This is a genomic window from Pseudoxanthomonas sp. 134C1 (assembly GCF_057773065.1).
In genome coordinates, this window is record NZ_JBYMTH010000004.1 from 216,889 (window position 1) to 239,612 (window position 22,724).

Consider the following 22,724-nt stretch of genomic DNA (forward strand, 5'->3'; position numbering starts at 1 on the left):
CATGCCTTGGGGCGTTTTTCGCTTTTTCCATTTCCGCGAGAAACGTTTCATGTCCCAGTTATTTCCCGCAATTTTCCCGTCGCCGACCGCGCCGGAGGTGTCCTGATGTTCACGGGCATCATCGAAGGTGTCGGCCGCCTCGCCGCATCCGAAACACGCGGCGGTGACGTCCGCCTGACCATCGCCACCGGCACCCTTCCGTTCGACGACGTGCATCTGGGTGAAAGCATCGCCGTCAACGGCGTGTGCCTGACCGTCATCGACTTCGACGCCGGCTCGTTCCAGGCCGACGCTTCCAACGAAACGCTTTCGCTGACCACCCTGGGCCGGCTGACGGTGGATGCGCCGGTCAACCTGGAGCGGGCGATGCGTCCGACCGATCGACTGGGCGGGCACATGGTCAGTGGTCATGTCGACGGCGTGGGCTCGGTGCTGGACATCCGAGAGGACGCACGCGCGCAGCGCTGGCGCTTCGCCGCGCCGCCGGCATTGCTGCGCTACATCGCCAAGAAGGGATCGATCTGCGTCGACGGCGTCAGCCTGACCGTCAACGAGGCCGACGATGCCGGTTTCGAGGTCGCGCTGATTCCGCACACGGTCTCGCACACCGCGTTCGCCCAGACCCGCGTGGGCGATGCGGTGAACCTGGAGATCGACCTGGTCGCGCGTTATGTCGAACGCCTGCTGGGCGCGCGCGACGCGGAGGTGCAGGCATGAGCTTCGCCACCATTCCCGAACTGCTGGAAGAGATACGCAACGGCCGCATGGTCGTGATCGTCGACGACGAGGATCGGGAGAACGAAGGCGATCTGATCATGGCCGCCGAGCTGGTCAAGCCGTCGGACATCAACTTCATGGTCACGCACGCCCGCGGACTGGTCTGCCTGTCGCTGACCCGCGAGCGCTGCCGCCAGCTCGGTCTGCCGCCGATGGTCCAGGACAACACTTCATCGCACCACACCAACTTCACCGTCAGCATCGAAGCGGCGGAAGGCGTCACCACCGGCATCTCCGCCTACGATCGCGCGCACACCGTGCGCACCGCGGTCCGTCCGGATGCCAAGCCGCGGGATCTGGCGCAGCCGGGCCACATCTTCCCGCTGGCATCGCAACCCGGCGGCGTGCTCAATCGCGCCGGCCATACCGAAGCGGCCAGCGACCTCGCACTGATGGCCGGACTGGAACCGGCTGGCGTGCTGGTGGAGGTCCTGAATCCGGACGGCAGCATGGCGCGGCGCCCGGAACTGGAGGCCTTCGCCCGCGAGCACGGCCTGAAGATGGGTTCCATCGAGGACCTGATTCGCTATCGCCTGAGCACCGAGCATACGGTCGAGCGGGTCGACGAGCGCGATATCCAGACCGAGCACGGGCCGTTCCGTCTCTTCACCTATCGGGATCGGCTCAGCCACGGCCTGCATTTCGCCCTGCTGCGCGGCAGCGCCGACGCCGGTACACCCACCCTGGTGCGGGTGCACATGCAGAATCCGCTGGCCGACGCGCTGCATTGGCGTCGCGCCGATTTCGGGCCTGCGATCGGCGATGTGCTCCGCCGCATCGCCGCCGAGGAGCGTGGCGCGCTGGTGCTGCTGGGCGACGGTGCGAGCCCGGACGCCTTGCTGGATCGCATCCGTGAATGTCCGGAACCGCCGGCCAGCCGGGCCGGGGCGCTGGCCGAATGGCGCCGCAACGGCGCCGGCAGCCAGATCCTCGCGGACCTGGGCCTGGGCCGCCTGCGGGTGCTGGGCACGCCCCGCCGCCAGGTCGGCCTGGCGGGCTTCGGCCTGGACGTGGTCGAGTACGTCGAGCCCTGACGCGCCCTCCGGCCGGCCCCGGTGCGCGGGGCCGGCCCTGCTAAACTTCCCAACCCCCAAGGAACCCCTGCCCATGGCCCACTACGAAGGCGATCTGCGCGCCCCCGAAGGCGCCCGCTTCGCGATCATCGCCAGCCGCTGGAACGCCCGCATCACCGACGTGCTGGTGGCCGGCGCCCGCGAGAGCCTGGCCGGCAATGGCGTGGGCGAGGACGCCATCGACGTCATCCGCGTGCCGGGCGCCTGGGAAATCCCGGTCGCCGCCGCGCGCGTGGCCGCGGGCAGCGCGCATGCCGCGATCATCGCGCTGGGCTGCGTCATCCGCGGCGACACCCGCCACTACGAGCACGTCGCCGACCGTTGCGCCGAAGGCCTGATGCGGGTGCAACTGGATTTCGGCGTGCCGGTGCTCAACGGCGTGCTGGCGGTGGAGCGCATCGAGGATGCCGAAGCGCGTGCCGGCGGCAGCCACGGCAACAAGGGCGAGGAGGTCGCGCTCGCGGCCGTCGAGATGGCGCAACTGCTGGAACAGTTGCCGTAACCACATTCAGGCTGGAGAACCCGTGAGCCGACAGTACCGAAAAGATGGCGTCGATCCCGTGACCCGCGCGCGCGCGCGCCGTCGCGCCCTGCAGGCGCTGTACGCGTGGCAGCTCTCGGGCGGCGAGGTCGGGCAGGTGATCGCCCAGTTCGCGCACGAGCAGGCGCACGAGATCGCCGATCTCGAATACTTCGAGGATCTGGTGCGCGGCGTGGTGAAGCATCGCGTCCAGCTCGACGAGGCGCTGGCGCCCTACCTGGACCGCACGGTCGAGGAAGTCGATCCGATCGAGCGCGCGGTGCTGCGCATCGCCGCGTATGAACTGCTGCATCGCCTCGACGTGCCGTACCGGGTGGTGTTGAACGAGGCCATCGAAACCGCGAAGCGTTTCGGTGCCGAACATGGCCACACCTACGTCAACGGCGTGCTGGATCATGCCGCGGTGGCCTGGCGTCCGGCCGAGACCTCCGCGAAGACGCGCTGAACCCGAACGGCGCGTGGGGCGCCGCTTCCGCGGGCGGTAGCGGCCTCCGCCCACGGACTACCGCCGCGCACCGCGGGCATCGACGCAAGCCCGCCGGTGACGATGGCCTGACACACGGGACGACATGAACACTGGCGAATTCGATCTGATTGCCCACATCCGCGCGCGTGTCGGCCAGCGCGCGGACGTCGTGCTGGGCATCGGCGATGACGCCGCGCTGCTGCAACCGCCCGCGGGTCGCCAGCTGGTCGTCACCGCCGACACGCTCAACGCGGGCGTGCATTTCCCCGAATCCACCGCGCCGCACGACATCGGCTGGAAATCGCTGGCGGTGAACCTGTCGGATCTGGCCGCGATGGGCGCGGAGCCTGCCTGGTGCACGCTGTCGCTGTCCCTGCCGACCAGTGATCCGGCGTGGCTTGGTGGCTTCCTGGATGGGTTCCTGGCACTGGCGCAATCGCATGGCATCGCGCTCGTCGGCGGCGACACCACCCGGGGCCCGCTGGCGATCGCGGTGACCGCGATCGGAACGGTCGAACCCGGTCGCGCGCTGCGCCGCGATGGCGCACAGGTGGGCGATGACGTCTGGATCAGCGGTACGCTGGGAGACGCGGCGGCGGCGTTGCATGCCTGGCCGGATCCGCCCGCCGCATTGCGCGCGCGCCTGGACCGGCCGACGCCGAGGGTGGAGCTGGGCCGCCGGCTTGTCGGTGTCGCGCACGCCGCGCTGGATGTATCCGATGGCCTGCTCGCCGATCTCGGCCATGTCTGCCGCGCCAGCGGCGTCGGCGCGGAGATCGAACTGACGCGACTGCCGACCTCGGACGCACTGGAGGGACACCCGTTGCCGACGCGTGTCGTCTGGCAGGCCAGCGGTGGCGATGACTACGAACTGTGTTTCACCGCGTCGCCCGAGCGCCGTGAAGCGCTGACGATGCTTGCCGTCGAACTTGGCCTGCCCCTGACCCGCATCGGCAGGATCATCGCGGGCGACGGCGTGCGTGCGCTGGATGGAGCGGGGCAGGCGTGGCAGCCGGAACGCGCGGGTTACACGCACTTCTGACGCTGTCGTTTCCGGATTCGCGGATCGGGAATCCGCGAATCGGATGGCGGTCGAGCAGTGGCCGCTCCATCGGCGGCGCTAGTGCGAGGGCTGCGCGGCTTCCAGCAAGGGAGGCAGTTCGGTTGCGCCGAGGGTGACCGGCCGGGCCAGCGCATTGAGCGCCTCGTTGCGCTCCAGCGGCAGATTGTCACCCATGCGGGCGCCGGGTGGCAGCAGTGGAAAATCCAGGTACAGATTCGCCGCCCGCGCAGGTTTGCCAGCCATTTCCTGATACAGCGCGGCCGCCACGATCAGCGACGCGGGCAGGGAGGGATGCAGGCTGTCATCGGTGAACAGCGACATCGGTTTGCCGCCCGATTCCGCTTCGTAAGCCCGCAGGCGGGTGCCGGCCATCACCGGCGTGGCATCGGTTTCGCGCGCGACCTGGCGCAGGGCGCGATCCAGATTGTCCTGCCAGGTCGAATCCGGTCCCCAGGTGCCCAGCAGCAATACGCGCGCGCCATGTTGTTGCGCAAGTTCGGCGAAGCGGCGGTGCGCGCGCAGGCTGTTGCGGCAGCTGTCCTGTTCCTTCTGCGCGGGGCTGGCGGCGCAGGCGAGCAGGCCGCCGCGCTCCTGCAGGATCACGATGTCCCAATGCCCCTGTTCCAGCGCTTTCGCGGCGGCGCCGCTCTTCCAGTGCCGGGCCAGCTCCGCGCCGGGCATCACGTAGGTTTCGGTTTCGAACAACGGACCGGCATCCTGCGCGCGCGCCAGGCTGCGCAGCAGGCCGGGCAGGTTGTTGGTGTAGATCAGGCTATTGCCGATCAGCAGCACCCGCAGGGTGGGGCGTTCCGCCGGTGCGTTGCCGGGAGACTGCGCGGCGGCGTGGGCGACGCTCGCGCCCAGCAGCAGGAGCAGCAGTCCCAGCCGCTTCACGGGGGCAGGACCTTGCCCGGATTGAGGATGCCGTCCGGGTCGAGCGCGTGCTTGATGGCGCGCATCGCCGCCAGGGTCGCGGGCGTGAACGCCTGCGGCATGAAATCGCGCTTGGCGACGCCGATGCCGTGTTCGCCGGACAGCGTGCCGCCCAGCGACAGGGTCAGTTCGAACAGGCGCGGCAGCGCGGCGCGCGCGCGCGCCGTCTGTTCCTCGTCCTGCGGGTCATAGAGGATGTTGACGTGCAGGTTGCCGTTGCCGGCATGGCCGAAGGCGACGATGGGCAGATCGAATTCCGCCGCCATCTTCTCCACGCCACCGACCAGATCCGGAATCCGGCTGACCGGCACCACCACGTCCTCGTTGATCTTGCCGGCCGCGAGGGTGCGCAACGCGGGCGACAGCGATTTGCGCGCCGCCCACAACCGCTCGCGCGCGGCTTCGTCCGGTGCTTCGTCCAGAGCGATCAGGCCGTCGCCTGCAGCGGCCGAGGCCACGGCTTCCAGCGCGTGGGGCAGTGTTTCGTGTTCGCCGTCGACTTCGATCATCAGCAGCGCGCCGGCATCGGGAATGTCCGCGCCGCCCACCTCGCGCGCCAGGCGGATGCAGGCGCGATCCATGAATTCCAGCATCGCCGGCGCCACGGGCTGCGCCATCACCCGCGACACCGCGGCCGCGGCCTGGGTGACATCCCGGTACAGCGCGCGGAGGCTGGCGCGGCGCGGCGGTTTCGGCAGCAGGCGCAGGGTTGCTTCCACGATCAGGCCGAGCGTGCCTTCGCTGCCGATCAACAGATGGGTGAGGTCGTAGCCGGTCGCGTCCTTGGTGGTGACGCTGCCGCAGGCGATCAGATCACCGGTGCCGGTGACGGCCTGCAGGCCCAGCACGTTGTCGCGGGTGGCGCCGTACTTCACCGCGTGCGGTCCGCCGGCGTTGCAGGCCAGGTTGCCGCCGAGGGTGGCGACGTCGGCGCTGGCCGGATCCGGCGCCCAGAACAGGCCGTGCGCCGCGATCGCCGCCTGCAGATCGCCGTTGAGCACGCCGGGTTCCACCACCGCGTAGCGATCGCCGGCCTCGATGCGCAGGATCCGGTTCATCCGCTCGAACGACACCGCCACGCCACCGGCATAGGGAATCGCCGCGCCGGTGCTGCTGGTGCCGCTGCCACGGGCGACGATCGGTACGCCATGTTCCCGGCACAGGCGAACGATGGCCTGCACCTGCTCGCGGGTTCGCGGCAGCGCCACGCCGTCGGCCAGGGCGTAGCGGCGTGAATTGTCTTCGCCGTAGCGGCGGCGGGCGTCGGCGTCGGTCAGCCAGCCATCGCCGAGCAGTTCGCTCAGCGCGGCATCGAGGGCGGCGGGCATTGGCGTGGTCACCACGCCATTCTAAGGGAGGCGGCGTTCCCGGGACCTACACGTCGTCGGCGCGGAACGCGTCGGCAATCCAGTTCAATCGCGGCGCATCCGGATCGCCCTGCGCCTCGATCACGTCGAACCGGCAGGGTTGGTCGGCATAGCGGGGATGGGCGGCGAGGAAACGCGATGCGGCTCCGATCAGGCGTCGGCGCTTGCCGACATCCACCGACGCCGCGCCGCCGCCGAAGGCATCCGAGCGGCGATGGCGGACTTCGACGAACACCAGCGTGGCGTCGCCCCCGCGCTCGTCGTGCATCACCAGATCCAGTTCACCGCTCCGGTAATTGACGTTCGCGGCCACCGGGCGGAGCCCGGCCCGGATCAGGAACTCGCGTGCGGCCTGTTCGACCCGCGCCCCCTGGGCGCGGCGATCAACCGCCATCGGCGATGGGAACCACCGCGCCGCTGCGGAATGTCGACCAGGCCGGCGAGCGCAGCACGTTGCCGAAGCCATCCAGGCGCAGGACGCCGGTGGCGCCGCGCAGGCCTTCGTTGGTGTCGGTCGCCAGCTTTTCCAGATAGGCGGTCAGCAGCCAGGCGTCGTAGCCGAACGCGAACAGGCGCGCGGCCGGACCGCGCGCGGTCGCCAGGCGCTCGCCGGTCACGCTGGCCGGCGGCAGCCCGGGCACGCCGCGGGTGGTCCAGGCTTCGGTCGGGAACACGATGCCGTCCAGCGCCACATCGTCCAGCGCCTTGCCGGTACCGGACAACAGCTGCGAGGTCGCCACCCGGCTCTTGCCGCCGAGGCCGGCCAGCGCCAGTTGGGGCGCCAGCAGGCGCGCGGTCGCGCCCTTCACCGCCAGGAACACCGCGTCCACGTTGGATTGCGCGGCGGTCGCCAGCGCGGCGGACAGATCGCCGGGCGTGTCGCCGACGCTGAGGTTGGCCGCGACCTTGCCGCCGCGTTCGCTGAAACGTTCGGCGAACGCCTGCGCCGCGCGCCGGCCGTTGTCGTCGGCGCCGCCGATCACCAGCACATTGCGACGCTCGCGCTCGAGCAGATATTCGGCGGCCATGATGCCGTCGTCTTCCGGGGTCAGCGAGAAGCCGGCCATGCCGTTCGGCGGCGGCACGTTGCCGCGGTTGAGCACCAGCGTGGGCACCTTCAACGCGGATTCGTGGAACAGCGCGCTGACCTCGTCGCGGCCCAGCGGGCCGATCACGAAGTCGGCCCCGGCGGCCACCGCGCGGCCATAGGCGGTGATTGCGCCACCGGCGGTGCCACTGGTATCGAAGAACTGCACTTCCGGCCGACGCCGGTTCTCGCCGTAGTAGCCGGCCATCAGGCCGTCGCGGACCGGCTGCGCGGCGGTCGCCAGATCGCCGGACAACGGCAGCAGCACCGCCAGCTTCACCGGCGGACGGTAGCCGTCGCGCTCGGCGGGCGGCCGGTTGCCGAACTGCCATTGGTCGCGGTCGAACGGTCGCGGCAGCGCGAGGCCGCGCCGCAGCAGCGCGCGGCCGGCGAACTTGTACAGCGGATCCCCGGCCGGGAGGGCGGCGGCGTCCTTCGACAGGGTCGCGTCATCCAGTCCGGACAGCAGGCGGTCGATCTCGCGGGCATTGTCGGCGCGGGCCTGTCCGGTGAGGACGGCATCCTGCCGCGCCAGCTCAGCCGCACGGGCGACGGCGGCGGACGCCTGGCCCCTGGGCGTGGTCGGACCGCTGACCTGGGTGGTCGCGCAGCCGGCGAACAGCACGGCCAGCAGCAGCGGGGCGAGAATCCTTGCGAAGCGCATTTCCATAGGCATCGGCGACGGCGGGGCGGAGGAACCGGCTACGATTCTACCCCTGCCGAAGGATCCCCACTGAATGCCCGCCGGAACCCTGTTCATCGTCGCCACGCCCATCGGCAACCTGGCCGACCTCTCGCCCCGGGCGCTGGAGACCCTCCGCCAGGTCGCGGCCGTCTGCGCCGAGGACACCCGTCGCAGCGGTCAGCTGCTGGCCCACTTCGGCATCGAGCGGCCATTGATCGCCCTGCACGAGCACAACGAGGACGCGCTGGCCCAACGCATCGTGGCCCGCCTGCAAGCGGGCGAATCGCTGGCCCTGGTCAGTGACGCCGGCACACCGTTGGTCAGCGACCCCGGCTATCGGGTGGTGCGGGCCGCGCGCGCGGCGGGCGTTGCGGTCAGCCCGGTGCCCGGCGCCTGCGCGGCGATCGCCGCGTTGAGCGTGGCGGGCCTGCCGAGCGACCGCTTCGTGTTCGAGGGATTCCTGCCGGCCAAGGCTTCCGCGCGCCGCGATCAGTTGGCCGCGCTGGCGGGTGAGTCGCGCACGCTGGTGTTCTACGAATCGTCCCATCGCATCGCCGAATCGCTGGCCGACATGCGCGCGGCCTTCGGCGACGGACGTCCGGCGGTGCTGGCGCGAGAACTGACCAAGCTGTTCGAGACCGTGCTGGACGGCAATCTGGCCGATCTGCAGCGGAGAGTGGAAACCGACGACAACCAGCGCAAGGGCGAGTTCGTGGTCCTCGTGCAGGGCGCCGGCGAGGACGCCGACGCCCAGATCGCCGAAGGCCGCCGCGTCTACGCGCTGCTCAACACGCACCTGCCGCCCTCGGCGGCCGCCAAACTGGCCGCCGAGATTACCGGCGCTCCGCGCAAGGCGCTGTATGGACAGAAGGACTGAGGTTTTCGCACGCAGGCATCGCATGGATTCAGCACCGCGCGTGCGCGCCGTGAGACAATGACGGCGGCGGAGCCGGCCAGACAGTCGCGTCATGCGCAAGCATGCCGAGGAAAGTCCGGGCTCCACAGGGCACGGTGCCAGGTAACGCCTGGGCGGCGCGAGCCGACGGAAAGTGCAACAGAAAGATACCGCCGAACGGCTTTTCGGAGTGCGTGGCAAGGGTGAAATGGTGCGGTAAGAGCGCACCGCGAGTCCGGCAACGGATCGGCACGGCAAACCCCACCGGGAGCAAGACCAAATAGGGAGGCTATGCCGCGGCCCGCGGTGCTTCCGGGTAGGTTGCTTGAGCGTAGCGGTGACGCTGCGCCTAGAGGAATGACTGTCCACGACAGAACCCGGCTTATCGGCCGGCTCCGCCGCTTCTTATATGCCGGACTACCCAAGAGTTCACGAGAAGTCTGTCCCTTGTGGGTGCTACCCGAAAGTACGGGTAGGGTTGCGCTGGAAGTCGAAAATGAACGTACTCGTCGCCGCAAGGTGGGACGAGTTAATGCAATGGTTGCATCGATGCAATGATTGCACTATGGTTCGTCCTTATGCCGACGATCATTCGTTTTGCGACCAGCGTTATCACCATGTATGCCGCCGACCATCTTCCGCCGCACTTCCATGTGCGCACAAACGATGGACGTGAAGCGTTGATTATCATCGAATCACTCGCGATTCTTTCTGGCAAGTTGAGCCGCCGTGAATTGCTCATCGCGCTTGAATGGGCAGCAGCGAACAAGGTGGTCCTGATCGCCAAATGGCAGGAGTTGAATCCATGAATCATCGTCAATTCGTCGTCACCCAAGTGAAGGCTGTGGACAATTACAAATTGGCTCTGACCTTTGCGGACAGCTTCACCTGCACGGTTGATCTGGGCGAGGTGCTGGCTTCGCATCCATCTCTGAAGAAGGCGCGGATGCCGCATGTATTCCACAAGGTTTCAGTCGATGAATGGAGTCGTGGCGTCATCTTCGATGGTAACGACGCTCTGGTCCTTGCCAGCGACAACCTGCGTGCGCTGGCGGTTGAACAGGCCGGTGACTATTCGCACCAGCAGGTCATTGCATGGATGTATCGTCACGGCCTGACGCTTGATACCGCCGCTGAAGCGTTGGGCCTGAGCCGGCGCATGCTGGCCTACTACCGCAGTGGTGAAAAGCCCGTCCCAAAGACGGTTGGGCTCGCAATGCTCGGATGGGAAGCTGAGCAGGAAGGGTTTCACTACCCCGCAGTTGCGTGACGGGCATCTGCGATTTCGCTGGTGGATTGGGTAGACCCGCGGACGCTGAATCCCTCTGTACAGGGATAGATCTTCACCCTCCCCCCGCCAACCAGATGCGTCATGCTCTGTCCATCCACACGGTTTGCTCGCGTTTGTCCCTTGGATTGGCTTGATCTTGCCAACGCCTATTCAGTGATGGGCGGACCTTTATTCGCTTTTTTTCTGCGGTTATCGTTCACGGGCTTCATCATCAGTGGGAGGACGAATGGCGGAAACCGGAAACAATGAGAATGAGCGGAGAGCTCGGGAGATCACGCGTCTTTATCTTCAGAATGCGACACCGGAGCAGTTGCATCTGTATGTTGCCCGGTCAAATTACGACGGGAACAGGGAGGAACTGAAGTGGCTCGCTGATAATCCGGGATTGGACCGCGCTTCCGCAATGTTGATGTATTGGTCCCTAGGCGCGGCGTGGTATGTGCAATATGCTACGGACGACGAGATACCTTCCTTTGAACGGGATGACTGGCGGTTGATCACGCGGTTGGCTGAGCGTTATCAGCAAGGGTTTTATGCCAACCATGGAATTTGTTTCGATCCCATGCGTTCCGGGAGCGGAAGGCCCGACGACTACCCGGACTTGCCCGTCCGCCGTCCCGTCGCCGCGGCGTTGTTGATGGCGGCGGCGGGGGATGTATGCGTTGATCTGGACGACGCGAACTACGATGACGGTTTGCCCCTCGCCATCGCCGAGGAGATTTTCGCGTTATACGGTTAGTTTTGAACCACTGGCTTGACTTTGGCGTGGATGGTTGCTGGGTGAGCGCGATGCTGCGCTGCGGGTATGTGCTGGTGTTCTTTTTGAATGAACCATGGCCTTGGTGCGGCATGGTCATCGAATATGTGAGTGCGATTCAGTCCGGTCAATAGAAAATTTCCCGGCCTTGATTTGACAGAGACGCTGCAAGCCCATGTCCAAAAAGTCCTACAGCGAGTACCTGCTTGAACGACATCCCGAACTTCACGACCTTTTTCCTTGGTTACGAATCTCTGGGTATGGACGAGTCCGTGCTGTGGGCATTGAGCGAAAGCCGGGGAGAGCCCGCCGTGGCCGTGGCTGCGCTGATTCACGGGTTTTGCAGCGAGGTCGTGGCCGCCGGCGACAGCCGTTGGCTGGAGCAACTGCACCAAGGAGAACTGAACATCAACGACGGCCCGTTGCTCAGCAATGCACGCAAGGCGCTGGGGCGCCTGCGCGAACTGGGTGTTGCCGACGAACTGTTGTTGCCCTTGGTGCGCGCGGCGCAGGCGCAAGCGGTCAATGACATCGCGGCCATGATCGACCTGAGGCCGGATATTGGTTGTCTGCCTTTGCCGCAAGGGAAGGAAGCGCACTGGCAGTTGTTTGACGTGGACGCCGATGACGGCGAGACACCGGGCAAGGGTTTGAGCGGCTTTGCCGTCGTTGTGCGGCAGACGCCGGATCGCTAGAGCTTGCCGCTGCTTTTGGATACGGAACGGGTCGATTGCGACAGACTCGGCCCTACGAAGAGATCCGGTTGGAAAGGGTGGTTTCGCCCAGCAGGTTGCCGTCCGGGCCGAAACGGCGCTCGCTGATCCAGCCGTGGCCTTGACGGTCGATGGCGATGATCGTGCTTGCGCGGGTGCCGTAGATCGGATTGCGGATGAAGGCGGCTGACAGCAGGCGCTCGCGTTCCGGTCCTACGCCGGTATCGGGCAGTTCGCGGTCGGCGGCTAGATGTTCGTCGGCCAGGCCGCGCCAGAGCATGTCCACGTCTTCCTGGCGACTGGACACCCAATCGGTCATCACCCGCATCAACCGGACCGTCTTCGGCCAGGGCTCGTCGAGGTCGCCGTTGGACAGGCCGTGCACGCCGTCGGAGAGCATCATTCGGCGTGGATGCGGGTAGTTGCTGACGTATTCGCAGACGTTCGTGTCCGAAACGAGCAGGTTGAAGGGGGCATAGGCCTCCGCACCCGCTTCGACCGCGCCGGCATAGGCACCCGCGGTGTGGTCGCCACCGAGGAAATCGGCGGCCAATGCCCCTCGCGAAGGCGCCTGGGGCACCACGATGCGGGGATCCCGGACGTTGGTCACCACGGTCATCCGTCCGGAGAGATCCATGCCCGCCCAGGTCCCTCCCGAGCGCAGGTCGCGGCCGGCGAACACCCCCGGGCGATCGGCCCAGGCGGCGAGGGCGGCGGTCGGCCGCTCGTGGGCCTCGTCGCGATTGCCGGCCATGACCAGCCGCCAGCGGGGATGGGTATTCCAGGCGATCGCGAGCAGGCACATGCCACGCATTCTGGCGCCGCGGCATGTCCGGCGTCAGCCGTCGCATTCAATCGTGAGACAAGGATCACGTCACGCTCACGTCGGTGAATCCTCACCGAATCTCAAAATCTGAGACGAAACAGCAACTTGTGGATAAGGCTTGAACAAGTCTCTGAAGTTTGCTGCAAGCCCTTGATACATCAAGCGATTTTTTGTCGATCTGCCTGTTGACAACCTTGTGCGCGATGCTAATGTGGGCATCCGAGGGAAAACCGGGTTTTTCGTGGTTTTTCGTGGTTCAATTACCGCCTTCGTGCGGACGGGCAAGGGCAGGATTCGTGTTTCAGGGTGAGACCGCCATCACGGTTGACGACAAGGGACGGCTAGCGGTGCCTACCGCTTACCGCGACCAGGTCGCGCGTGAGTGCGGCAACCGGCTGGTCATCACCTACAACCCGTTCGAGGCCGGCAGCCTGTACCTGTACCCCGAGCAGGAGTGGCAGCGGGTCCGGGACGAGGTCAGCAAGCTGCCCAGCACCCAGCGCGCCCACCGCAGCCTGCAACTGAAATTGATCGGCGCCGCCACGGTGGTGGAACTGGACGGCAACGGCCGCATCAGCATTCCGGCGAGCCACCGCAGCGCGGTCGGCATCGAGAAGAAGGCCGTGCTGCTGGGCATGGGCGACAAGTTCGAACTGTGGAGCGAGCAGGCACACCACGCACAGATCCGCCAGACCATCGGCGACGAGGATCTCAGCGCGCACATGCTCGAGTTGCGCTTGTGAGGACCGGTGACGGCACGCGGCAGTCCGCGCAGGCCGGTCACCTTTCAGCGCTGCACTTGCCGGTGTTGTACACGCAGGTCATGGAAGGGCTGCAGGTGAAACGGGATGGGACGTATCTGGACGGCACGTTCGGGCGTGGAGGACACGCGCGCGGTGTGCTGGAACGACTGGGACCGGGAGGTCGGCTGCTGCTGATGGACAAGGATCCCGAAGCGATCGCGCATGCCGAACGGACGTTCGCGGGCGATGCGCGCGTCGCGATTCGCCGCGGCAGCTTCGCCGGCATGGCGGAATGGGATGCCACCGCCGACGGTCTGGATGGCGTGCTGCTGGATCTGGGTGTCTCCTCGCCGCAGCTGGATGTCGCCGAGCGCGGTTTCAGCTTCGGCAAGGACGGTCCGCTGGACATGCGCATGGATCCCGAATCCGGCGAGAGCGCCGCGCAGTGGGTGGCCCGCGCCGACGAGCGCGACATCGCCGACGTGCTGTGGACCTATGGCGAAGAGCGCATGAGCCGCCGGATCGCCCGCGCGATCGTCGCGCGCCGCGCCACGCAGGCGTTCACCCGCACCGCCGATCTGGCCGAGGTGATCGCGTCGTCGATGCCGCGCGGCAAGCACGACATCCATCCGGCCACCCGCAGCTTCCAGGCGATCCGCATCCACATCAATCGCGAGCTGGCCGATCTGGAAGCAGGGCTCGACGTGGCATTGGCGCGCCTGAAGACGGGCGGCCGGCTGGCGGTCATCAGCTTCCACTCGCTGGAGGACCGCATCGTCAAGCGGTTCATCGCCGCGCATGCCAAGGCGCCGCCTGCCAACCGCCGCCTGCCGGTGCAGGAACATTTCGTGCCGACCCTGCGCGCCATCGGCGACGCCCGGAAGGGCACGGCGGAAGAGATCGCCGGCAACCCGCGCGCCCGCAGCGCAGTGCTGCGCGTGGCGGAGAAACTGGAGGCGGCCGCATGATGCGCTTCCTGATCGCGGTGCTGCTGCTGGCGAACGTGGCCTCGGCCATCGGCGTGATCTATGCCCGCCACCGCCATCGCCAGCTGTTCGTCGAGCTATCGCGGCTGGAACGCTCGCGCGACGAACTGAACATCGAATTCGGCCGGCTCCAGCTGGAGCAGGCCACCGTGGCCGAGAGCAATCGCATCGACCAGATCGCGCGGGTGCGGCTGGGCATGAAGTTCCCCGAGACCAATGACGTGGTGGTGGTGCGCCCGTGAACTCGCGCAGCACGCCGCCGCTGAAGAACCGCAACCGCGCCCGCTTCAACCTGCGCGGACGGCTGGCGCTGGTGATCGGCGCGCTGGGCCTGTGCTCGGTCAGCTTGATCGGCCGCGCCGCGTACGTGCAGCTGATCAACCACGACTTCTATCAGCGCCAGGGCGATTCGCGCTTCCTGCGCGAGATTCCGATCCCGACCTCGCGCGGCATGATCACCGATCGCAACGGCGAGCCGGTGGCGGTGTCCTCGCCGGTGGAATCGGTGTGGGCCAATCCGCGCGAACTGCTCAAGGCGCCCGACCGCCTGCCGGAACTGGCGCAGGCGCTGGGCGTGCCGGTGGATCATCTGACCAACCGGCTGTCGCAGCGGGCCGACAAGGAATTCGTCTACCTCAAGCGCCGGATCAACCCGGACGAGGCGCACCGGATCCTCGCGCACAAGGTGCCGGGCGTGTTCTCGCAGCGCGAGTTCCGCCGCTTCTACCCCCAGGGCGAGGCGATGGCGCACGTGCTGGGCTTCACCAACATCGACGATCGCGGCCAGGAAGGTCTGGAACTGGCGTTCGACGAATGGCTGCGTGGCAAGGCCGGTGCCAAGAAGGTGATCCGCGACAACCGCGGCCGCATCGTGGAGAACGTCGACCTGGTGCGCTCGGCGCAGCCGGGCAAGGACCTGACCCTCAGCATCGACCGCCGGATCCAGTTCCTGGCGTTCCGCGAACTGCGCAACGCGCTGATCGAGCACCAGGCCAGCAGCGGCTCGATGGTGATCCTGGACGTTGCCACCGGCGAAGTGCTGGCGATGGTCAGTCTGCCCACCTACAACCCGAACGCGATTGGCCAGGTGGGCGCGGAAACCCGCCGCAACCGCGCGGTGACCGACGTGGTCGAGCCGGGTTCGACGATGAAACCGATCACGGTCTCGGCCGCGCTCAAGGCCGGCGCGGTGACTCCGAACACGCTGATCAACACTTCGCCGGGTTACATGTCGCTGGGCCGCTACACGATCCGCGACGTCCCCCGGAACAACGGCGTGCTGACCGTCACCGGCATCATCACCAAGAGCTCGAACATCGGTTCGGTGAAGCTGGCCGAGAAGCTGCCCAACGACTACTTCTATTCGGTGGTGCGCAGCTTCGGCTACGGCAGCGCCCCCGGCAGCGGCTTCCCCGGCGAAGCGGTCGGCATCCTCGCGCCGCCCGCGCGCTGGAACGGCCTGCAGAAGGCCACCATGTCCTACGGCTATGGCCTGTCGGTCACGCCGCTGCAGCTCGCGCGCGCCTATGCCGCGCTCGGCAATGGCGGGCGTCTGGTGACCCCGACTTTCGTCAAGGGCGAGCACCACGACGCGCCGCAGATGCTGGACCCGGCGATCGCCCGCGAAGTGGTCGGCATGATGGAAACCGTCGTCACCCAGGGCGGCGCCAAGCGCGCCGGCGTGCTGGGCTATCGCGTGGCCGGCAAGACCGGCACCGCGCGCATGGCGTCCGGTGGCGGTTACGCGCGCGGGCGCTACGCCTCGTTGTTCGCCGGGCTGGTGCCGGCCAGCAATCCGCGCTTCGCCGCGGTGGTGGTGATCAGCGATTCGCAGGAAGGCGGCTATTACGGCGGCCTGGTCGCCGCACCGGTGTTCCACAACGTCATGGACGGCGCGTTGCGCCTGATGGATGTGCCGCCGGACGACATCGAAACCTGGCTGGCCGTGCAGGCCAAGGCCGAAGGCAAGCTGGCCGGCAACAAGCCGGCCGCCGTCGTTCCGGCCATGCCCGCGAGCCTGGACGATGCCGCCGACATTACCGATTCGCCCACCTTCGACGCGCCGCCGCCGGTGGTCGCACAGGGCACGGGAGGCGTGCGATGAGGCGCATGATGGCCCTCGCCGAACTGCTGCCCGACGTGGACGTGCCGCGCGACATCGTGGTGCGCGGGTTGGTCCAGGACAGCCGCGCGATCGAGCCGGGCGACGCTTTCGTGGCGATCGCCGGCTTCGGCGCGCACGGACTCAACTTCGTCGACCAGGCCCGACAGAAGGGCGCCAGCGCGATCCTGTACGAACCGCCGGCTCCGGCCGACATGGCCGTGCCCCGCGACGCCACCGCCGTGCCGGGTCTGCGCGCGCGGATGGGAGCGATGGCCGATCGCTTCCACGCCTATCCCTCGCGCGACATGAAGGTGGTCGGCGTCACCGGCACCAACGGCAAGACCTCCACCGTGCAGTTGCTGGCGCAGGCCTGGCATATCCGCGGCACCCGCTGCGGCAGCGTCGGCACGCTGGGGGCGGGCATGTACGGGGAAGTCGTGCCGACCGGTTTCACGACCCCGCTGGTGCTGCAGATGCATGCGCTGCTGGCGCAGCTGCGCGACGCGGGCGCCAAGGCGGTGGCGATGGAAGTCAGTTCGCACGCGCTGGATCAGGGACGCGTGGACGGGGTGCATTTCGACGTCGGCGTGTTCACCAATCTCACCCGTGATCATCTCGACTATCACGGCGACATGGCGACGTACGGTGCCGCCAAGGCGCGCCTGTTCGCATGGCCGGAACTCAAGGCGGCCGTGATCAACCTGGACGACGAGTACGGCCGCGTGCTGTATCCGCACCTGCCCGCCGCGGTGCAGGGCGTGGGTGTGAGCTCGCGCGGCCGGCAGGACGCCACGCTGCGCGCGGAAGGCCTGCGCCTGGATGCGACCGGCATCGCCTTCGATCTGACCACGGTCGAGGAATCGCACCCGGTGCAGTCGCGCCTGCTGGGCCGCTTCAATGTCGACAACCTGCTGGCGGTGGCCGGCGTGCTGTACGCCCTGGGCGAAACCCCGCTGGAAATCTCGCGCACCCTGTCGCGCCTGCAGCCCATCCATGGGCGCATGAACCGGTTGGGCGGCAATGTCGACGAGCAGGGGCGTCGCCTGCCGCTGATCGTGATCGACTACGCGCACACCCCCGACGCGCTGGAGCAGGCGCTGTCCAGCCTGCGCGATCACGTGGCCGGCCGGTTGATCTGCGTGTTCGGCTGTGGCGGTGAGCGCGACACCGGCAAGCGTCCGCAGATGGCAGCGGTCGCCGAACGGCTGGCTGACCGGGTGATCGTCACCGACGACAACCCGCGCAACGAGGACGGCGACCGCATCGTTGCCGACATCATGGCCGGCTTCGCGAAGCCGGAAGCCATCACCGTGCTGCGCGACCGTCGCCAGGCGATCGAGCGCGCGGTCGGCGAGGCCGGCGAGGATGACATCGTCCTGATCGCCGGCAAGGGCCACGAGCCGTACCAGGAAATCAACGGCGTGAAGCATCCGTTCGACGACACCGCGGTGGCGCGCCAGACGCTGGAGGCGCGCGCATGAAGCGTCTGCCGCTCTCGCTGCTCGCGCACTGGGCCGGAGGCGAACTCCATGGCGACGATGCCGTGGTGGATGCGATGACCCAGGACACCCGCGCCTTGCAGCCGGGCAGCCTGTACGTGGCCCTGCGCGGCGAGCGCTTCGATGGCCATGACTTTGCCTACGACGCGGCGATGCGTGGCGCCAGCGCGGTGCTGGTCGAGCACGTCGTCAAGGTCGATCTGCCGCAGATCGTGGTCGGCGACAGCCAGCTCGCGCTGGCCCGGATCGCCGCCGGCATCCACCAGGATCAGGCGGGCAAGGTCGTCGCCATCACCGGCAGCAACGGCAAGACCTCGGTCAAGACGCTGCTGGTCGCGATCCTGCAGCGCGCTGGCGTGACCTATTTCAATCCGGGCAACCGCAACAACGAGATCGGCCTGCCGCTGGCGGTCATCGATGCCCCCGACGACGCCGACTTCGCCGTCTATGAAATGGGCGCGGGCCAGCCGGGCGACATCGCCTACCTGACCGATATCGTCGCTCCCGATGTGGCGCTGGTGAACAACGTCGCCGCGGCCCATCTGGAGCGGATGGGATCGCTGCTGGGCGTGGCCGAGACCAAGGGCGCCGTCTACGACGCCCTGCCGGCGTCGGGCACCGCCGTCATCAACGCCGACGACGCGTTCGCCGAATACTTCGCCGAGCGGGTCGCGGATCGCCGGATCCTGCGCTTCGGCCTGGAGGCCAGCGCCGACGTGACCGCGCGCGACATCCGCACCGACGCGAACGGTTCCGCCTTCGTGCTGGTCGCGCCGCAGGGCGAAGTGCCGGTCGAACTGCATCTGCCGGGCCGCCACAACGTGCTCAATGCGCTGGCGGCGGCATCGCTGGCGCTGGCCTGCGACGTCTCGCTGGCGATGATCGCCGAGGGACTGGCCGCGGCGCAGCCGGTGGCCGGCCGCCAGATCGCGCATACGCTGGGCAATGGCGCGGTGCTGATCGACGACAGCTACAACGCCAATCCGGGTTCGCTGGCCGCGGCGATCGACGCGCTGGCCGCGACAGGGAGCGAAGCCTGGCTGGTGCTGGGCGACATGCGCGAACTCGGTGCCGATGCCGAGGCGTTGCACGTCGACGCCGGCCGCCGCGCGCGCACCGCCGGCATCCGTCGCCTCTACACGCTGGGTCCGCTCAGCCAGCACGCCGCGCAGGCGTATGGCGACGGCGCCCGCCATTTCGACACACACAAGACCCTGGCCGAAGCGCTGCGCGCCGATCTGCATGCCGGCGTGCGCTGCCTGGTGAAGGGTTCGCGCGGCAGCGCCATGGACAAGATCGTCACGGCGCTGCTGGCCGAAGGGGAGGGGAAACCGCATGTTGCTTGAACTCGCGCGCTGGCTGCAGAGCCTGGAGAATTTCTTCGGGCTGTTTGGCTATCTGACCTTCCGCGGCATCCTGGCCGCGCTGACCGCGCTGTTCCTGTCGCTGTGGTGGGGACCGGCGGTGATCCGCCGGCTGGCGCAGTTCAAGGGCGGCCAGCCGATCCGCCAGGACGGTCCGCAGACCCATTTCTCCAAGGCTGGCACGCCGACCATGGGCGGTGGCCTGATCCTGATGACCGTGCTCGCCGCCGTGCTGCTGTGGGGCGATCTGCGCAACAAGTATGTGTGGACGGTGGTGCTGGTGATGCTGGCGTTCGGCGCGATCGGTTGGTACGACGACTGGATCAAGATCGTCAAGCGCGATCCCAATGGCCTGAAGTCGCGCTGGAAGTACCTGCTGCAGTCGATCTTCGGCCTGGCCGCCGGCCTCTATCTGTATCTGTATGCCGATGTGCCGGCGGCGACCACCTTCTATGTACCGTTCTTCAAGTCGATCGCGCTGCCGCTGGCGGGCATCGGCTTCGTCGCCATCGCCTACTTCTGGATCGTCGGCTTCTCCAACGCGGTCAACCTGACCGACGGCCTGGACGGTCTGGCGATCATGCCGACGGTGCTGGTGGCATGCGCGCTGGGCATCTTCGCCTACGCCTCGGGCAACGCCGTGTTCTCCAACTACCTGCAGATTCCGCAGGTGCCGGGCGCGGGCGAACTGGTGATCATCTGCGCCGCCATCGCCGGCGCCGGTCTGGGCTTCCTGTGGTTCAACACCTATCCGGCCATGGTGTTCATGGGCGACATCGGCGCGCTGGCGCTGGGCGCGGTGCTCGGCACCATCGCGGTCATCGTGCGCCAGGAACTGGTGCTGGTGATCATGGGCGGCATCTTCGTCATCGAGACGCTCTCGGTGATGATCCAGGTCGCCTCGTTCAAGCTCACCGGCAAGCGTGTGTTCCGGATGGCGCCGATCCACCACCACTTCGAACTGAAGGGTTGGCCGGAGCCGCGCGTGATCGTGCGCTTCTGGATCATCTCGGTGGTGCTGGTCCTGGTCGGACTGGCCACGTTGAAGGTGCGCTGATGAACGATCGCGCCCGCCAGGCGACACGACTGGAGGCCATCGGTGGCCGCTATGACCCGTGGCTGCTGGGCGCGGCGCTGGCGCTCGCCTCGCTGGGCGTGGTGATGGTGGCGTCGAGTTCGATCTCGCAGACCGCCACGCCGTTCTACTACCTGATCCGCCACCTGATGTTCCTGGCCGGCGGCCTGGGCCTGGCGGTGTGGGCGATGCGCACCGAACTGAAGACCGTCGAACACTACAACCAGCTGCTGCTGCTGGGCTGCGTCGGTCTGCTGCTGTTGGTGTTCGTGCCGGGGCTGGGGGTGAGCGTGAAGGGTGCGCACCGCTGGATCAACCTGGGCGTGTCCAACTTCCAGGTGGTCGAGGCGGTCAAGGTGTTCTTCATCGTGTGGCTGGCCAGCTATCTGGTGCGGTTCCGCGACGAGGTCAACGCGACCTGGATCGCGATGCTCAAGCCGCTGGGCGTGGTGGTGGTGCTGGTCGCTCTGCTGCTGATGCAGCCGGACTTCGGTTCGTCCTCGTTGCTGCTGGCGATCACCGCCGGCATGCTGGTGCTGGGGGGCGTGAACATGCCGCGCATGTTCGGACCGGTGCTGGTCGGCCTGCCGGTGCTCGCGGTGATCGCCATCGCCGAGCCCTACCGCATGCGCCGTCTGACCTCGTTCGCCGATCCGTGGGCGGACCCGTTCGGTTCCGGCTACCAGCTGACCAACGCGCTGATGGCGATCGGCCGCGGCGAGTGGGCCGGCATCGGTCTGGGTGGCTCGGTGCTCAAGCTCAACTATCTGCCGGAAGTGCATACCGACTTCATCTTCTCGGTCATCGGCGAGGAACTCGGCTTCGCGGGCATCTGCCTGGTCATCGGCCTGTATGCGCTGCTGGTGGGCCGTGCCTTCTGGGTCGGCCTGCGCTGCGTGGAGATGCGTCGCCACTTCGCCGGCTACTGCGCATTCGGCATCGCCCTGTGGATTGGCCTGCAGAGCTTCGTCTCCATGGGCGTGAACCTGGGACTGTTGCCGACCAAGGGCCTGACCCTGCCGCTGATCTCTTCCGGCGGCTCCAGCGTACTGATGACCTGCGCGGCAATGGGCCTGCTGCTGCGAGTGTCCTATGAACTCGAGCGCGCGCAGCGCCAGGTCGCGCTGCGCGGCGAATTGCAGGCCGGCGCCGAGCCGGCCACGGCGACGGCGGACATGCCTGCCGATGCGCCGGCATCCACGCCCGCCGCCGCTTCGTCCGCCGTTCCCGCAGCCGTTGCGCCCGTGCGTGGCACCAGCCGGCTGCGTCAGCGCATCGAACCCATCTTCGGGAGGACCGCATGAGCGCGGCCCAGCCCGTGATGATCCTGGCCGGCGGTACCGGCGGTCACATCTTCCCCGCGCTGGCGGTGGCGAAGGTACTGCGCGCGCGCGGCGTGCCGGTGACCTGGCTGGGCGCGGACGGCGCGATGGAAACCCGTCTGGTGCCGCCGCATGGCATCCCGCTGGATACGCTGCCCATCGCGGCGCTGCGCGGCAAGGGCAAGCTGGCGCTGCTGGGCGCGCCGCTGCGGGTCGGCCGCGCCATCGCCGGCGCCATGGGCCTGCTGCGCGCGCGGCGTCCCCGCGCGGTGATCAGCTTCGGCGGTTTCGCCGCCGGCCCGGGTGGTGTCGCCGCCCGACTGCTGGGCAAGCCGCTGCTGGTGCACGAGCAAAATCGCGCGCCGGGTCTCACCAACCGCGTGCTGGCGCGCTTCGCCCGCCGGATCCTGAGCGGTTTCCCGGGCAGCTTCGCCAGCGGCGAAGAATATGTCGGCAACCCGGTGCGCGAGGAAATCGCCGCGGTGGCGCCACCGGTCCAGCGCATGGGCGGCCGTGAAGGTCCGCTGCATGTACTGGTCCTGGGCGGAAGCCAGGGCGCGCGCGCGCTCAACCTGGCGATGCCGCGGGCAGTGTCGATGCTGGGCGCGGAAGTCGCGGTGGAGATCCGCCACCAATGCGGCGAAAAGATGCGCGAGGAAGCGGCAGGGGCTTACGCCGAAGCAGGCGTGCCCGCCAGCGTGGAAGCCTTCATCACCGACATGGCCGCGGCCTATGGCTGGGCCGACCTGGTGGTCTGCCGCGCCGGCGCGTCCACACTGGCCGAGCTGTGCGCGGTCGGGGTCGGCAGTGTGCTGGTGCCGTTCCCGCAGGCGGTCGACGACCACCAGACCCGCAACGCCGAGTTCCTGGTCGAGCGCGAAGCTGCCGTCCTGCTGAAGCAGGACGACTACCTGGCCGAACGCCTGCATGGCGTGCTCAGCGATCTCGCCGGGCACCCGGACAAAAGACTGGCCATGGCCGAAGCGGCGCGCGGCCTGGCCCGCACCGATGCGGCCGACCGCATCGCCGACATCATTCTGGAGGAAAGCCGTGATTCGTGATTGGGGACTGGAGATTCGCAACAGCAACGCCACCGGCGACGTCCGGTGGCGCGCGCAAGCGTGCGCGAATCCCCAATCCCGAATCCTCAATCCCGG

At 67.8% G+C, this 22,724-nt stretch carries 23 protein-coding genes, 1 other RNA gene and 1 pseudogene; 20 read left to right on the forward strand and 5 right to left on the reverse strand.

The annotated features are described in order from the left end of the window. The first annotated feature begins 105 nt into the window (after positions 1–105). The 5 genes from AC3DEZ_RS10250 (at position 106) to thiL (ending at position 3,899) form a co-directional block, all read left to right on the forward strand. Positions 106–717, forward strand: coding sequence for a riboflavin synthase (locus AC3DEZ_RS10250; RefSeq protein WP_447103305.1), 612 nt, complete (start codon positions 106–108; stop codon positions 715–717). Continuing rightward, complete coding sequence (gene ribB / locus AC3DEZ_RS10255) at positions 714–1,811, forward strand: 3,4-dihydroxy-2-butanone-4-phosphate synthase (protein WP_447103304.1); 1,098 nt, start codon at positions 714–716, stop codon at positions 1,809–1,811. The genes AC3DEZ_RS10250 and ribB overlap by 4 nt, the downstream gene beginning before the upstream one ends. A 73-nt stretch (positions 1,812–1,884) precedes the next feature. Continuing rightward, complete coding sequence (ribH, locus tag AC3DEZ_RS10260) at positions 1,885–2,352, forward strand: 6,7-dimethyl-8-ribityllumazine synthase (RefSeq protein ID WP_440471281.1); 468 nt, start codon at positions 1,885–1,887, stop codon at positions 2,350–2,352. A gap of 22 nt (positions 2,353–2,374) precedes the next feature. After that, the gene (gene nusB, locus AC3DEZ_RS10265) at positions 2,375–2,836 is read left to right on the forward strand and encodes a transcription antitermination factor NusB (protein ID WP_447103303.1); all 462 of its coding nucleotides are present in this window, start codon (positions 2,375–2,377) and stop codon (positions 2,834–2,836) included. A 124-nt stretch (positions 2,837–2,960) separates the two neighbouring features. Then, on the forward strand, positions 2,961–3,899 hold the full coding sequence (gene thiL, locus AC3DEZ_RS10270; RefSeq protein WP_488388117.1) for a thiamine-phosphate kinase: 939 nt from the start codon (positions 2,961–2,963) through the stop codon (positions 3,897–3,899). A 78-nt stretch (positions 3,900–3,977) separates the two neighbouring features. Here the strand turns inward: thiL and AC3DEZ_RS10275 are convergent, their stop codons facing one another. The 4 genes and pseudogenes from AC3DEZ_RS10275 to AC3DEZ_RS10290 form a co-directional block, all read right to left on the reverse strand. Next, on the reverse strand, positions 3,978–4,814 hold the full coding sequence (locus tag AC3DEZ_RS10275; RefSeq protein WP_488388118.1) for an SGNH/GDSL hydrolase family protein: 837 nt from the start codon (positions 4,812–4,814) through the stop codon (positions 3,978–3,980). Then, entirely contained in the window at positions 4,811–6,193 is a 1,383-nt protein-coding gene (locus AC3DEZ_RS10280; RefSeq protein ID WP_488388119.1) for an FAD-binding oxidoreductase, read from the reverse strand. Before AC3DEZ_RS10280 ends, AC3DEZ_RS10275 begins: the two co-directional genes overlap by 4 nt. Positions 6,194–6,227: 34 nt before the next feature. Further along, positions 6,228–6,614, reverse strand: coding sequence for a YraN family protein (locus tag AC3DEZ_RS10285; protein ID WP_488388120.1), 387 nt, complete (start codon positions 6,612–6,614; stop codon positions 6,228–6,230). Further along, positions 6,604–7,851 (reverse strand): annotated as a pseudogene (locus tag AC3DEZ_RS10290) (penicillin-binding protein activator); the annotation flags it as partial. The pseudogene AC3DEZ_RS10290 and the gene AC3DEZ_RS10285, both read right to left, overlap by 11 nt. Before the next feature lie 193 nt (positions 7,852–8,044). Here AC3DEZ_RS10290 and rsmI point away from each other — a divergent pair. The 6 genes from rsmI to AC3DEZ_RS10320 all read left to right on the forward strand — a co-directional run bounded on the left by rsmI (position 8,045) and on the right by AC3DEZ_RS10320 (position 11,630). Next, a complete protein-coding gene (gene rsmI, locus AC3DEZ_RS10295) occupies positions 8,045–8,869 on the forward strand; it encodes a 16S rRNA (cytidine(1402)-2'-O)-methyltransferase (protein ID WP_488388121.1) in 825 nt (274 codons plus the stop codon). 68 nt (positions 8,870–8,937) lie between these two features. Further along, positions 8,938–9,288: RNase P RNA component class A (rnpB, locus tag AC3DEZ_RS10300), an RNA gene on the forward strand. 177 nt (positions 9,289–9,465) lie between these two features. Then, positions 9,466–9,696, forward strand: coding sequence for a DUF4160 domain-containing protein (locus tag AC3DEZ_RS10305; RefSeq protein ID WP_488388122.1), 231 nt, complete (start codon positions 9,466–9,468; stop codon positions 9,694–9,696). Then, entirely contained in the window at positions 9,693–10,157 is a 465-nt protein-coding gene (locus AC3DEZ_RS10310) for a DUF2442 domain-containing protein (RefSeq protein WP_488388123.1), read from the forward strand. The genes AC3DEZ_RS10305 and AC3DEZ_RS10310 overlap by 4 nt, the downstream gene beginning before the upstream one ends. 247 nt (positions 10,158–10,404) lie before the next feature. Continuing rightward, positions 10,405–10,917 (forward strand): DUF4274 domain-containing protein, encoded by a 513-nt coding sequence (locus AC3DEZ_RS10315; RefSeq protein ID WP_488388124.1) that lies wholly within the window; start codon positions 10,405–10,407, stop codon positions 10,915–10,917. Positions 10,918–11,141: 224 nt separating this feature from the next. After that, positions 11,142–11,630, forward strand: coding sequence for a TetR family transcriptional regulator C-terminal domain-containing protein (locus AC3DEZ_RS10320; RefSeq protein ID WP_488388125.1), 489 nt, complete (start codon positions 11,142–11,144; stop codon positions 11,628–11,630). 52 nt (positions 11,631–11,682) lie between these two features. Here AC3DEZ_RS10320 and AC3DEZ_RS10325 read toward each other — a convergent pair whose 3' ends face one another. After that, the gene (locus AC3DEZ_RS10325; protein ID WP_488388126.1) at positions 11,683–12,453 is read right to left on the reverse strand and encodes an NRDE family protein; all 771 of its coding nucleotides are present in this window, start codon (positions 12,451–12,453) and stop codon (positions 11,683–11,685) included. 317 nt (positions 12,454–12,770) lie between these two features. Here AC3DEZ_RS10325 and mraZ point away from each other — a divergent pair, with 317 nt between their 5' ends. From mraZ to murG, 9 genes are read left to right on the forward strand one after another with little or no spacing between them, the layout of a single operon-like run. Next, a complete protein-coding gene (gene mraZ, locus AC3DEZ_RS10330; RefSeq protein WP_488388127.1) occupies positions 12,771–13,217 on the forward strand; it encodes a division/cell wall cluster transcriptional repressor MraZ in 447 nt (148 codons plus the stop codon). Next, positions 13,214–14,185, forward strand: coding sequence for a 16S rRNA (cytosine(1402)-N(4))-methyltransferase RsmH (rsmH, locus tag AC3DEZ_RS10335; protein WP_488388128.1), 972 nt, complete (start codon positions 13,214–13,216; stop codon positions 14,183–14,185). Before mraZ ends, rsmH begins: the two co-directional genes overlap by 4 nt. Then, on the forward strand, positions 14,182–14,445 hold the full coding sequence (gene ftsL, locus AC3DEZ_RS10340) for a cell division protein FtsL (protein WP_454570895.1): 264 nt from the start codon (positions 14,182–14,184) through the stop codon (positions 14,443–14,445). The genes rsmH and ftsL overlap by 4 nt, the downstream gene beginning before the upstream one ends. Further along, a complete protein-coding gene (locus AC3DEZ_RS10345; protein ID WP_488388129.1) occupies positions 14,442–16,307 on the forward strand; it encodes a peptidoglycan D,D-transpeptidase FtsI family protein in 1,866 nt (621 codons plus the stop codon). The genes ftsL and AC3DEZ_RS10345 overlap by 4 nt, the downstream gene beginning before the upstream one ends. Then, entirely contained in the window at positions 16,304–17,788 is a 1,485-nt protein-coding gene (locus tag AC3DEZ_RS10350) for a UDP-N-acetylmuramoyl-L-alanyl-D-glutamate--2,6-diaminopimelate ligase (protein ID WP_488388130.1), read from the forward strand. The genes AC3DEZ_RS10345 and AC3DEZ_RS10350 overlap by 4 nt, the downstream gene beginning before the upstream one ends. After that, on the forward strand, positions 17,785–19,152 hold the full coding sequence (locus tag AC3DEZ_RS10355; protein ID WP_488388131.1) for a UDP-N-acetylmuramoyl-tripeptide--D-alanyl-D-alanine ligase: 1,368 nt from the start codon (positions 17,785–17,787) through the stop codon (positions 19,150–19,152). The genes AC3DEZ_RS10350 and AC3DEZ_RS10355 overlap by 4 nt, the downstream gene beginning before the upstream one ends. Next, on the forward strand, positions 19,142–20,227 hold the full coding sequence (mraY, locus tag AC3DEZ_RS10360) for a phospho-N-acetylmuramoyl-pentapeptide-transferase (protein WP_141455685.1): 1,086 nt from the start codon (positions 19,142–19,144) through the stop codon (positions 20,225–20,227). Before AC3DEZ_RS10355 ends, mraY begins: the two co-directional genes overlap by 11 nt. After that, positions 20,227–21,549 (forward strand): putative lipid II flippase FtsW, encoded by a 1,323-nt coding sequence (ftsW, locus tag AC3DEZ_RS10365; RefSeq protein WP_488388132.1) that lies wholly within the window; start codon positions 20,227–20,229, stop codon positions 21,547–21,549. The genes mraY and ftsW overlap by 1 nt, the downstream gene beginning before the upstream one ends. Continuing rightward, positions 21,546–22,628 (forward strand): undecaprenyldiphospho-muramoylpentapeptide beta-N-acetylglucosaminyltransferase, encoded by a 1,083-nt coding sequence (murG, locus tag AC3DEZ_RS10370; protein WP_488388133.1) that lies wholly within the window; start codon positions 21,546–21,548, stop codon positions 22,626–22,628. The genes ftsW and murG overlap by 4 nt, the downstream gene beginning before the upstream one ends. The last annotated feature ends 96 nt before the right edge of the window (positions 22,629–22,724 follow it).

Bases quoted from the DNA above. Each gene is read 5' to 3' on its own strand.
- AC3DEZ_RS10250 (WP_447103305.1), top strand. From the start codon at position 106: ATGTTCACGGGCATCATCGAAGGTGTCGGCCGCCTCGCCGCATCCGAA.
- ribB (WP_447103304.1), top strand. From the start codon at position 714: ATGAGCTTCGCCACCATTCCCGAACTGCTGGAAGAGATACGCAACGGC.
- ribH (WP_440471281.1), top strand. From the start codon at position 1,885: ATGGCCCACTACGAAGGCGATCTGCGCGCCCCCGAAGGCGCCCGCTTC.
- thiL (WP_488388117.1), top strand. From the start codon at position 2,961: ATGAACACTGGCGAATTCGATCTGATTGCCCACATCCGCGCGCGTGTC.
- AC3DEZ_RS10285 (WP_488388120.1), bottom strand. From the start codon at position 6,614: ATGGCGGTTGATCGCCGCGCCCAGGGGGCGCGGGTCGAACAGGCCGCA.
- rsmI (WP_488388121.1), top strand. From the start codon at position 8,045: ATGCCCGCCGGAACCCTGTTCATCGTCGCCACGCCCATCGGCAACCTG.
- AC3DEZ_RS10305 (WP_488388122.1), top strand. From the start codon at position 9,466: ATGCCGACGATCATTCGTTTTGCGACCAGCGTTATCACCATGTATGCC.
- AC3DEZ_RS10310 (WP_488388123.1), top strand. From the start codon at position 9,693: ATGAATCATCGTCAATTCGTCGTCACCCAAGTGAAGGCTGTGGACAAT.
- AC3DEZ_RS10315 (WP_488388124.1), top strand. From the start codon at position 10,405: ATGGCGGAAACCGGAAACAATGAGAATGAGCGGAGAGCTCGGGAGATC.
- AC3DEZ_RS10325 (WP_488388126.1), bottom strand. From the start codon at position 12,453: ATGTGCCTGCTCGCGATCGCCTGGAATACCCATCCCCGCTGGCGGCTG.
- ftsL (WP_454570895.1), top strand. From the start codon at position 14,182: ATGATGCGCTTCCTGATCGCGGTGCTGCTGCTGGCGAACGTGGCCTCG.
- AC3DEZ_RS10350 (WP_488388130.1), top strand. From the start codon at position 16,304: ATGAGGCGCATGATGGCCCTCGCCGAACTGCTGCCCGACGTGGACGTG.
- AC3DEZ_RS10355 (WP_488388131.1), top strand. From the start codon at position 17,785: ATGAAGCGTCTGCCGCTCTCGCTGCTCGCGCACTGGGCCGGAGGCGAA.
- mraY (WP_141455685.1), top strand. From the start codon at position 19,142: ATGTTGCTTGAACTCGCGCGCTGGCTGCAGAGCCTGGAGAATTTCTTC.
- ftsW (WP_488388132.1), top strand. From the start codon at position 20,227: ATGAACGATCGCGCCCGCCAGGCGACACGACTGGAGGCCATCGGTGGC.
- murG (WP_488388133.1), top strand. From the start codon at position 21,546: ATGAGCGCGGCCCAGCCCGTGATGATCCTGGCCGGCGGTACCGGCGGT.